Source organism: Streptomyces sp. NPDC048419 (assembly GCF_043200415.1).
Taxonomy (GTDB): Bacteria; Actinomycetota; Actinomycetes; order Streptomycetales; family Streptomycetaceae; genus Streptomyces.
Map to the genome: position 1 here is coordinate 157,052 of NZ_JBICXT010000012.1, position 9,862 is coordinate 166,913.

The window sequence follows — 9,862 nt, forward strand, 5'->3', positions numbered from 1 at the left end:
TCAGCCGACCGCGCCCTCCATCTGCAGCTCGATCAGCCGGTTGAGCTCCAGCGCGTACTCCATCGGCAGTTCCTTGGCGATCGGCTCGACGAAGCCGCGCACGATCATCGCCATCGCCTCGAACTCGCTGAGGCCGCGGCTCATCAGGTAGAAGAGCTGGTCCTCGGAGACCTTGGAGACGGTCGCCTCGTGGCCCATGGACACGTCGTCCTCGCGGACGTCGACGTACGGGTACGTGTCCGAGCGGGAGATGGTGTCGACGAGCAGCGCGTCGCACAGGACGTTCGACTTGGAACCCGGCGCACCCTCGCCGATCTCGATGAGACCGCGGTAGGAGGTGCGGCCACCGCCACGCGCCACCGACTTGGAGACGATGTTGGAGGAGGTGTTCGGGGCCATGTGGACCATCTTGGCGCCCGCGTCCTGGTGCTGGCCCTCGCCCGCGAAGGCGATGGACAGGGTCTCGCCCTTGGCGTGCTCGCCCATCAGGTAGACGGCCGGGTACTTCATGGTCACCTTGGAGCCGATGTTGCCGTCGACCCACTCCATGGTCGCGCCCTCGTAGGCGACGGCGCGCTTGGTGACCAGGTTGTAGACGTTGTTCGACCAGTTCTGGATGGTCGTGTAGCGGCAGCGGGCGTTCTTCTTGACGATGATCTCGACGACCGCGGAGTGCAGCGAGTCCGACTTGTAGATCGGGGCGGTGCAGCCCTCGACGTAGTGCACATAGGCACCCTCGTCGACGATGATCAGGGTCCGCTCGAACTGGCCCATGTTCTCCGTGTTGATACGGAAGTAGGCCTGGAGCGGGATCTCGACGTGCACGCCCTTCGGCACGTAGATGAAGGAGCCGCCGGACCACACGGCGCTGTTCAGCGACGCGAACTTGTTGTCGCCGACCGGGATGACCGTGCCGAAGTACTCCTTGAAGAGCTCCGGGTGCTGCTTCAGCGCGGTGTCCGTGTCGAGGAAGATGACGCCCTGCTCCTCCAGGTCCTCGCGGATCTGGTGGTAGACGACCTCCGACTCGTACTGGGCCGCGACACCGGCGACGAGGCGCTGCTTCTCCGCCTCGGGGATGCCCAGCTTGTCGTAGGTGTTCTTGATGTCCTCGGGCAGGTCCTCCCAGGACTCCGCCTGCTTCTCCGTGGAGCGCACGAAGTACTTGATGTTGTCGAAGTCGATGCCCGAGAGGTCCGAGCCCCAGTTGGGCATGGGCTTCTTCTCGAACAGCCTCAGGCCCTTGAGGCGGAGCTTGGTCATCCACTCCGGCTCGTTCTTCTTCGCGGAGATGTCCCGGACGACGTCCTCGTTGATGCCGCGCTTGGCAGAGGCACCGGCCTCGTCGGAGTCGGCCCAGCCGTATTCGTACTTACCCAGGCCTTCGAGCTCGGGGTGGGCAGTCTCCTCGATGGGGAGAGTCATGCGGGTTTCCTCCCGGCCGTGCTTGCAGATGCGTTGTGACTGTGAAGATCTGTCTGTTGGGAAATCTTGGGGATGAACGTCGTGCAGACGCCGTCACCGTGCGCGATGGTCGCCAGTCGCTGTACGTGGGTTCCCAGCAGCTGGGAGAAGATTTCGGTCTCCGCCTCGCAGAGCTGAGGGAACTTCTCCGCGACATGGGCGACGGGGCAGTGGTGCTGGCACAGCTGCTCGCCGACCGGTGCGCTGCGCGCCGTAGCAGCGTACCCGTCCGCGCTCAGCGCCCTGGCCAGGGCTTCCGTGCGCTCCTCGGGGGCGGCGGCCTCGATCGCCTTGCGGTAGGCGGCGGCCTGTTCGGCGATCCTCGCGCGCGCGAACGCGACGACCGCCTCGTCCCCGCCGAACCGCTCCTGGATCCAGCGCAGGGCGTCCGCGGCGAGCTTGTCGTACGACTGGTCGAAGGCGTCGCGGCCGCAGTCGGTGAGCGCGAAGGCCTTGGCGGGGCGGCCTCGGCCGCGGGCTCCGTAGACCCGCTGCTCCTTGGCCTCCACGACGTCGTCGGCGACCAGTGCGTCGAGATGCCTGCGTACGGCGGCCTGGGTCAGGCCCAGCCGGCCGGCCAGCTCGGCGACGGTCGACGGCCCGTGGTCCAGGATGGACCGCGCGACCCGGTTGCGCGTCGAGCGCTCACCGGTCGCGAACTCCTCCTGAGGGGCCCCTGTGGGGGTCTCCCGAGCCTCGCCGACGTTTTTCACAACGCCATTGTTGCGTAATTCCTCAGGAGCGGGCAAGCGCCGTGCTGTCAGGTGGACGGTGCCCTACGTCACTTAGGTCTACCTAATCTGACCTGCGGAAACGATCTTTGATCGATCAGATCGGCGCCCTGACGACGGCGTTCGCGCGCGCTCCGGCGCTCGCCGGCACCGCCTCCGACCGGCGCTGTTGCCCCTCCCGGCACAGTCGCCACACAGTCTCGACGCGGTGGAGCCGAACGGGTGAACCCCGCCCGCCGGCCGCCGGTTCGTGTCGTCCGGTGGAGATCTTGCACCCGGCCGACGGGAGCGGGGAGACCGTACCTAGACTCGGGCCCATGCGAAGTGAGCCCGTGCTCCAGGTTCAGGCCCTGGTGAAGCGGTACGGCACGAAAACCGCTGTGGACGGCCTCGACCTGGTGGCCCAGGCGGGCGTGACCGCCGTACTCGGCCCGAACGGCGCGGGCAAGACCACCACCGTGGAGACCTGCGAGGGATACCGCAGGCCGGATTCCGGAACGGTGCGCGTGCTCGGCCTCGACCCGGTGCGCGAGGCACGCCGGCTGCACCCCAGGATCGGCGTGATGCTGCAGTCCGGCGGCGTCTACTCGGGCGCGCGGGCGGACGAGATGCTGCGGCACGTGGCGAAGCTGCACGCGAACCCGCTGGACGTCGACGCGCTGATCGAGCGGCTGGGGCTCGGCTCCTGCGGCCGTACGACGTACCGCCGGCTCTCCGGCGGCCAGAAGCAGCGCCTGGCGCTCGCGATGGCGGTCGTCGGCCGCCCGGAGCTGGTGTTCCTGGACGAGCCGACCGCCGGCCTCGACCCGCAGGCCCGCCGCGCGACCTGGGACCTGGTCGGCGACCTGCGCGCCGACGGCGTCTCGGTCGTCCTCACCACGCACTACATGGACGAGGCCGAGCAGCTCGCCGACGACGTCGCGATCATCGACGCCGGCCGGGTCATCGCGCAGGGCTCCCCCGATGAACTGTGCCGCGGCGGCGCCGAGAACACGCTGCGCTTCGTCGGCCGCCCGGGGCTGGACGTCGGCTCCCTGCTCAAGGCACTCCCCGCCGACTGCTCGGCGGCGGAACTGACGCCGGGCTCGTACCGGGTGAACGGCAAGGTCGACCCGCAGCTGCTCGCGACGGTGGCGTCCTGGTGCGCGCAGCACGGGGTGATGCCGGACAGGATCTCGGTCGAACGGCACACCCTCGAAGACGTTTTCCTGGAGCTCACCGGCAAGGAGCTGCGGTCATGACGACGGCCACCGGTACGTACGCGCCGAAGCCCGGCGCGGCACCCCTGACCCGCATGCTCGCGGCGCAGACGGCGCTCGAGACGAAGATGCTGCTGCGCAACGGCGAGCAGCTGCTGCTGACCGTCGTGATCCCGACGCTGCTGCTGGTCCTGTTCAGCTCGGTCGACATCGTGGACACCGGCGCGGGCAAGTCCGTCGACTTCCTCGCCCCCGGCATCCTGGCCCTCGCGGTGATGTCCACGGCGTTCACCGGCCAGGCCATCGGCACGGGCTTCGAACGCCGCTACGGCGTCCTGAAGCGCCTCGCCTCCTCCCCGCTCCCCCGCTGGGGCCTGATGACCGCGAAGACGGCGTCGGTGCTGGTGACCGAGATCATGCAGGTGATCCTGCTGACGGTGATCGCCTTCGCGCTGGGCTGGTCGCCGCACGGCAACCCCGGAGCCGTCCTGGTCCTGCTGATCCTCGGCACGGCGGCCTTCTCGGGCCTCGGGCTGCTGATGGCCGGCACCCTCAAGGCGGAGACGACCCTGGCCGCCGCGAACCTGGTCTTCCTGCTGCTGCTCGTGGGCGGCGGCGTGATCGTCCCGATGGACAAGTTCCCGCAGGGCGCCCAGGACGTGCTCGGCCTGCTGCCCGTCTCGGCGCTCTCCGACGGCCTGCGCGACGTGCTCCAGCACGGGGCCGGCATGCCCTGGGGCGACCTGGGGATCCTGGCCGTGTGGGCCGTCGTGGGTCTGGCGGCGGCCGGGAAGTTCTTCCGCTGGGAGTAGAGGCGTGACGGACCCTCGTGAACGCGTGCACAAGCGGGCGCCTACGATGGTGCGCGTGCCAAACGTGACCCGCGCCGACGCCTTGGCGGCACTGCGCAACCCGCTCTCCTTCATCGCAGCCCGCTGGACCCCCTCACCCAGGACGGTCCAGCGCGCGGCACTCTCCGCCCTCGTCATGGCGGTGATCATCGTGGGCACCGGCGGCGCGGTGCGGCTGACCGGTTCCGGGCTCGGCTGCCCGACCTGGCCGAAGTGCACCGACAACTCGCTCACGGCCACCAGCGCGATGGGCTTCCACGGAGCCATCGAGTTCGGCAACCGCATGCTGACCTACGTGCTGTGCGCGGCCGTCGGCTGGGCGATCATCGCCGCCCGCTCCCAGAAGCCGTACCGGCGCAGCCTGACCCGCCTCGGCTGGGCCCAGTTCTGGATCGTGATGGGCAACGCGATCCTGGGCGGCATCGTGGTGCTGGTCGGCCTGAACCCCTATACGGTCGCGGCGCACTTCCTGCTCTCCGCGGGTCTGATCGCGGTCGCGACGCTCATGTGGCAGCGCACCCGTGAGGGCGACGGCGCGCCCCGTCCGCTGGTCGGCAAGCCGGTCCAGCAGCTGGTGTGGTTCCTGGTCCTCGCCTCGGTGCTGCTGATCGCGGTCGGCACGGTGGTGACCGGCGCCGGGCCGCACGCGGGCGACTCCAAGGAGGTCGAGCGGATCCCGATCGACTGGGAGACGGTCGCCAAGCTGCACGCCGTGCTCGCCTGGATCGTGGTCACGCTGACCTTCGCCCTGTGGTTCATCCTCAAGGCGGTCGACGCCCCCAAGGGCCCGCCGGCCCGCACCCGCGAGCTGTTCCTGATCCTGCTGGCCCAGGGCGTCATCGGCTACGTCCAGTACTTCACGCATCTGCCCGAAGTCCTCGTCGGCCTCCACATGGTCGGCGCCGCGCTGATCTGGATCTGGGTCCTGCGGGTGCTGCTGGCGCTGCGGGAGCGGCCGGAGACCACCCTGGAGATCCCGGGTCCGGCACAGTCGGGTTCAGCGGTCGGGGCCGGGGTCTGACCCGTCGTCCCCCCGCTGTCCGGCGGACGGGGCCTTGCCGCCCGCATCGCCGGTCAGACGGTCGGTGGTCTGCTCGGCGGGGGCGAGCAGCGTGTCGAACACGGTGACGAGCTTCTGCACGGTCTGCCGGGAGAACATCCCGACCAGCGCGGCCACGGCGGCCACTCCGTAGGGGTTGATGTCGCCGGACGACGCCATCGTCGTGGTGAGCCCACCGCGCAGGACGCAGTACACGACGAGCGCCAGCACCGCTCCGACGACCGGTTCCAGCGCGTACATCAGCAGCCAGCTGCGCCGCAGCCGGCGGTTGCCGACGTACTCGTAGAGCGAGCGCAGGACGTGGATCAGGGAGCCCAGGCCGCCCGCCGCGGCGACGACGAGGAAGAGCCGGGTGTCACGCGGCAGCACCGCGTGCCACAGCAGGAGTCCGGTCCCTGACGGGCGCTCCCGCGCGGCGCCGCCGGGAGCGGTGACCGGCGGTGGCCAGGACTGGACGAGGACGGCGGCGAGGGAGACCACGAGCACGAGCAGTAGGGCGGTCAGGACGACGATGTCGCGCGTCTTCGCGTACTGCTCGCCGACGGCCGTCCGCTCCGGCCCGCCGGCCGGCGCCGGCTCCTCGGGCCGCGTCCGCCCCTCCGCCACGACTGCCCCCCGTCTGTCGCGCCGGCGCTACTTCGCGGCCGGCCCCCGGCCGGCCAGGCCCGCCTGCTCCAGGTAGCCGGCGCCGCGCGGTGTGATGTTCCAGCAGTTGTAGCGCCACTGACGGCTCTTCCAGGCCACTCCGGACGCCAGCAGCTTGCGGCCGACCCTGCTGACCTCGGTGATGTCCACACCGAGCCGTTCGGAGAGCTGGGCGTTGCTCAATCCGGGCTCGGCTGCGATCTCGGTGAGAAAACGGGCCGCGTGGCCGTGCGGGTCCAGGTTCAGCTGAAGCTCGGAAGGCAGCCGGCGCAGCGACCAGAACGTCACGTCGAGCAGACCCAGCAATCGACCGCGCTGCTCCATGGTCTTGGCGTCCGTCTCGCCGTCCTCGCCCGGGCGGGCCACCTTGCCGTAGAGCCTGCGCAGGCCGTCGTGGGCCGCCCGCAGCGCCGGCTCGTCGGCCGCCAGCGAGGAGTCGGTGATGAGCATGCCGAGGGAGCTGAAGCTCCCCTCCGTCATCCCGCTGTCCAGCGCCATCTCCTCCAGCAGGTTCCGGACCTCGGTCACCCGGTCATGTCGCACTCGATCCGTGTCGCTCATGTCGCATCCCCCGATCTCCTCAGTGGCTCGTCACTCGTGTCCAATCCACCATCGCCGGATGTCAAGTGAGTGTCAAGTGATGGCGCCATGATTCTTTTCCCCGCAAGTGGATCTGCGAGTCCTTTTTGTTACACGTTTCTCGACAGGCTTGCGGCGCATATGCCCCCAAGCCGTTAACCTCGGGTTACGCGCTCACGCATCGGGGGGATACATGGACGCAAATTCTGTGCGCAATTTACCGGTAGATCTACCGGCAGATCTTCCGGGGGATCCGGCCGATCTTTTCGTGGTCCTTTACGACCTGCTTCCGGATGAGCGCTTCCGTGGGGAAGAAGCGACCGATTGGTTGCGAGTTTCGACCGTTCGGCGTTTCGCCGACCGCCTCTGCACCAGTGTGCTGCGGACCGGCCGTGTCACGACCCGGCTCACCAAGTCCGTCGCGAGGGAGGTCGAACTCCACGGCCACCGGGGCGTCTTCGCCGCTCTGCTCGGCCTGGACTGGGCCCTGGCCACGGCCAACCCGTTCAGCCCGAGCTACGACACGAAGACCATGGCATGGCTCAGCATTCGCTACCTCCGCCACCACCGTCTCAACAACCCCAGGGGAAAGACGAAAGGTGTGCTGCTGCCGCGTTGCACGCGGCCGGGAAAGGTGATGGCCGAGGGGACCGGGAAAGCCGATTTCTTCAACGTGCATCGAGTAACCCCGGAGGACCTCCGCCGAATCCACATCGATCGAATACCGAGCCGGAACGATCCGGCCTTCGCGGCGGGTGAGGAGATTTCGATCGGCGCCGTTCCCATGCTGGAGAAATATGCCGAGCTGGAGTTCGAATGGCACCAGAGAAACGAGCGCCGGCGTTACCGCGTCACGCCGTCCACGGGGCGGCTCAACGACCGCGTCGGGCAGGTGGTCCGCGGGCTGGAGCGGTCGGGCGCCGAGATCGCCGTGCTGCCGGAGAGCACGCTCTCCGCACCGCTGCTCCAGCAGTGGCGGACCTTGCTGGGTGAACTGCCGGACGACAGCAGGCTGCAGTGGGCGCTGCTGGGCACCGGGCCGCTCGGGGACGGCAACCCGCCGCCGAACCGGGCCGTGCTCGTGGACTGCCGCACGGGTGAGACCGTGCTGGAGCAGGACAAGATGGCCGGCTTCACCGTGACCCCGCGGGTCGCCACGACCTGGCGGCTGCCCGGCGAGCCGCACGAGAAGCTCGCCGTCGAGGACATCTCCAGGGGCCTGGACATCACGGTGCTGGAGAGCTCGCTGGGGCGGATCGCGGTCTTCGTCTGCGAGGACATCAAGCAGTCGGTCCAGTGGGAGGCCAAGCTCCAGGCGCTCGGCGTCTCGCACATCCTCGTGCCGCTCTTCTCCTCGCCGATCAGCCGGCAGGTCACCCGCTGGGACCGGCAGGCGGCCCAGCGCTGCGTCGAGGAGTTCGGCGCCTGGGTGATCCTCTCCAACAGCCTGGCCGTCGGAGCGGAGATGCGCACCCAGCCGCCGCTCGACCCGGAGGACGGGTTCAACTGCGTGGTGGTGGGACCGCACACGCGTGAACCGGTCGAGTACGGCGACTACGACACCCAGTTCTGCCGCGCCGACAACGCGGCGGCGGTGTCCCGGGTGGTCCACCGCAACGACGAGGCGATGGGCACGGAAGGCGGCCTGCCCGGCGTGCGGCGCGGCTGGGCGTCCTGAGCGGAGCCGGGGCCGCCCACGAGCTGCGGCCCCGGCCTCACTCCAGCCCGTACACCCGCCGCGCGTTCCCCGCCGCCACCAGTCCCGCCACCCGCTGGGCGTCCGACAGGGACCACGCGCCGTCGGAGACCCAGCCGCCGAGCACGCGGCCCAGGGCCTCGCGGAACAGGCGGGCGCCCACCACATGGAGTTCGGGGAGGCCGTGGGCGCCGCTGGAGAAGAGGATCTTGCCGAAGGGCGCGAGTTCGAGGATCTCGGCGAGGACCGTCGCCGCCCGGGCGCCGGTCCGTACGAGCGCGGCGCCCGAGTCGGCGTAGACGTGCGGGAAAACGCCGGCGAGATGGGCGGCATGGCGGTGGTACGGATAGCCGTGCAGCAGGATCAGGTCGGTGCCGAGCCCCGCCGTCGCACGGACGAAGTCGGTCAGCAGGACCGGGTCCGTGCGGTCGATGCGCTGGCCCGGTTCGCCGAGTCCCGCGTGCAGTTGGAGTGGCAGGCCGGAGGCGACCGCGATCCACAGCAGATGCCGCAGCAGGACGGGATCGGTCAGTTCGCCGCCCACCCGGCGGCCGCCGAGCCAGCGGGCCGCGGCGCCGCGCACCTCCCCCGGACCGGGCGGCTCGGGCGCGAGCGCCAGGTCGTGGCGTACGCCCGCGACGGAGGTGAAGGCCACGGCGTTCGCGGCGGCGCCGTGCACCGACTCGGCGAGGTTGGCGAGGAATGACTCGACGGTGCCGGAGGTGTCGGCAACCTGTTCCGCGAGCAGTTCCAGGCGGACGATCTCGCGGGCCTCGGCGGCTCCGGTGGTGGCCATCTCCGAGGGCCCGGTCAGATCGCCGGGCAGTCCGGTGTCGACCAGGTACGTGGTGATGCCGCTGCCCCGTAGCAGCCTGCGGCCCGCCTCCGGCACGCCGAGTTCGCGGCGCCGGGCGAGGTAGCGGGCGGGCGGGCAGTGCGGTTCCAGGCCGAGTAACGGGGGGCACCAGCGCCGTACGGCGAAACCCGTCTGGGTGTCGAAGAGGGTGGTGCCGGGCGCGGGCGGGCCCTCGGTGCGGGCCAGCTGGGCCTCGAAGGTGCCGAGGCCCAGCTCCGTCTTCAGTACGCCGTGGCAGTACTGGTCCACGAGGGACGGCGTTTCGATCATCCGGGCTCCCCGTTCGGTGGACCTGTGCTTCTCACACGTCCTAACGGGTGAACCGTCATCAGGTGTTGCTCGGACCGCCCACCTGGATCCCGGCCATGCGCGTCCACTCGTACGGGCCGGTGCGCACCTTGCCCGCGAACTCGCCGTCGAAGGACTCGTGGACGGTGATGCCGGCCTTCTCCACGGCCTTCTCGGCCACCTCGTACGAGGGCGCCACCAGGTCGCCCCAGCCGCCGTCCTCGCCGACCAGGACGATGCGCGCGCCGCGCTCTCCGATGTAGGCCACCTGGCCCTCGGCCCCGCCGTGCGCCTTGGAGAAGGCGCTGATCTGCTGGGCGAGGCGCGCCACCTTGCGCCCGGCCTTCGGGTCAACCTGCTCAGTCTCTGCCATGACCAGGATGCTACCGACGGGTAGATCCAACGGCGACGGGCGGGGGGGGGGGGGGGGGGGGCCCCCCCCCCCCCCCCCGGCGCGCCCCCCCCCCCCGGCCCCGGGGGGGGGGGTGGGGGC

Annotated in this window: 10 protein-coding genes; 4 read left to right on the forward strand and 6 right to left on the reverse strand. The window is 70.1% G+C overall.

Annotation, left to right across the window (positions count from 1 at the left end):
• Both sufB and ACGFYN_RS25075 read right to left on the reverse strand, forming a co-directional pair.
• Positions 1-1,425: a Fe-S cluster assembly protein SufB gene (sufB, locus tag ACGFYN_RS25070; RefSeq protein WP_393868083.1), complete on the reverse strand. Its 1,425-nt coding sequence runs from the start codon at positions 1,423-1,425 to the stop codon at positions 1-3.
• On the reverse strand, positions 1,422-2,177 hold the full coding sequence (locus ACGFYN_RS25075) for a helix-turn-helix transcriptional regulator (RefSeq protein WP_393868084.1): 756 nt from the start codon (positions 2,175-2,177) through the stop codon (positions 1,422-1,424). Before ACGFYN_RS25075 ends, sufB begins: the two co-directional genes overlap by 4 nt.
• A gap of 335 nt (positions 2,178-2,512) precedes the next feature.
• Here ACGFYN_RS25075 and ACGFYN_RS25080 point away from each other — a divergent pair, with 335 nt between their 5' ends.
• From ACGFYN_RS25080 to ACGFYN_RS25090, 3 genes are read left to right on the forward strand one after another with little or no spacing between them, the layout of a single operon-like run.
• A complete protein-coding gene (locus ACGFYN_RS25080; protein WP_393868085.1) occupies positions 2,513-3,436 on the forward strand; it encodes an ABC transporter ATP-binding protein in 924 nt (307 codons plus the stop codon).
• Positions 3,433-4,206 carry an ABC transporter permease gene (locus ACGFYN_RS25085; RefSeq protein WP_393868086.1) on the forward strand — a complete coding sequence of 258 codons (774 nt, stop codon included), beginning with the start codon at positions 3,433-3,435 and terminating at the stop codon, positions 4,204-4,206. Before ACGFYN_RS25080 ends, ACGFYN_RS25085 begins: the two co-directional genes overlap by 4 nt.
• 46 nt (positions 4,207-4,252) lie before the next feature.
• A complete protein-coding gene (locus tag ACGFYN_RS25090) occupies positions 4,253-5,266 on the forward strand; it encodes a heme A synthase (protein ID WP_393868087.1) in 1,014 nt (337 codons plus the stop codon).
• Here the strand turns inward: ACGFYN_RS25090 and ACGFYN_RS25095 are convergent.
• Together ACGFYN_RS25095 and ACGFYN_RS25100 are read right to left on the reverse strand one after the other, a co-directional pair.
• A complete protein-coding gene (locus ACGFYN_RS25095; RefSeq protein WP_393868088.1) occupies positions 5,243-5,911 on the reverse strand; it encodes a hypothetical protein in 669 nt (222 codons plus the stop codon). The genes ACGFYN_RS25090 and ACGFYN_RS25095 overlap by 24 nt on opposite strands.
• 27 nt (positions 5,912-5,938) lie before the next feature.
• Positions 5,939-6,511 (reverse strand): winged helix-turn-helix domain-containing protein, encoded by a 573-nt coding sequence (locus ACGFYN_RS25100; RefSeq protein WP_393868089.1) that lies wholly within the window; start codon positions 6,509-6,511, stop codon positions 5,939-5,941.
• A gap of 346 nt (positions 6,512-6,857) precedes the next feature.
• Between ACGFYN_RS25100 and ACGFYN_RS25105 the strand changes: the two genes are divergently transcribed.
• Entirely contained in the window at positions 6,858-8,207 is a 1,350-nt protein-coding gene (locus ACGFYN_RS25105; RefSeq protein WP_393868090.1) for a hypothetical protein, read from the forward strand.
• A 37-nt stretch (positions 8,208-8,244) separates the two neighbouring features.
• On the opposite strand, the gene ACGFYN_RS25110 is transcribed toward ACGFYN_RS25105, so the two are convergent.
• Positions 8,245-9,351 (reverse strand): amidohydrolase family protein, encoded by a 1,107-nt coding sequence (locus tag ACGFYN_RS25110; protein ID WP_393868091.1) that lies wholly within the window; start codon positions 9,349-9,351, stop codon positions 8,245-8,247.
• A gap of 58 nt (positions 9,352-9,409) precedes the next feature.
• Positions 9,410-9,742 (reverse strand): hypothetical protein, encoded by a 333-nt coding sequence (locus ACGFYN_RS25115; protein ID WP_393868092.1) that lies wholly within the window; start codon positions 9,740-9,742, stop codon positions 9,410-9,412.
• Positions 9,743-9,862: the final 120 nt, after the last annotated feature.

Bases quoted from the DNA above. Each gene is read 5' to 3' on its own strand.
- ACGFYN_RS25110 (WP_393868091.1), bottom strand. From the start codon at position 9,351: ATGATCGAAACGCCGTCCCTCGTGGACCAGTACTGCCACGGCGTACTG.
- ACGFYN_RS25090 (WP_393868087.1), top strand. From the start codon at position 4,253: ATGGTGCGCGTGCCAAACGTGACCCGCGCCGACGCCTTGGCGGCACTG.
- ACGFYN_RS25085 (WP_393868086.1), top strand. From the start codon at position 3,433: ATGACGACGGCCACCGGTACGTACGCGCCGAAGCCCGGCGCGGCACCC.
- ACGFYN_RS25100 (WP_393868089.1), bottom strand. From the start codon at position 6,511: ATGAGCGACACGGATCGAGTGCGACATGACCGGGTGACCGAGGTCCGG.
- sufB (WP_393868083.1), bottom strand. From the start codon at position 1,425: ATGACTCTCCCCATCGAGGAGACTGCCCACCCCGAGCTCGAAGGCCTG.
- ACGFYN_RS25115 (WP_393868092.1), bottom strand. From the start codon at position 9,742: ATGGCAGAGACTGAGCAGGTTGACCCGAAGGCCGGGCGCAAGGTGGCG.
- ACGFYN_RS25080 (WP_393868085.1), top strand. From the start codon at position 2,513: ATGCGAAGTGAGCCCGTGCTCCAGGTTCAGGCCCTGGTGAAGCGGTAC.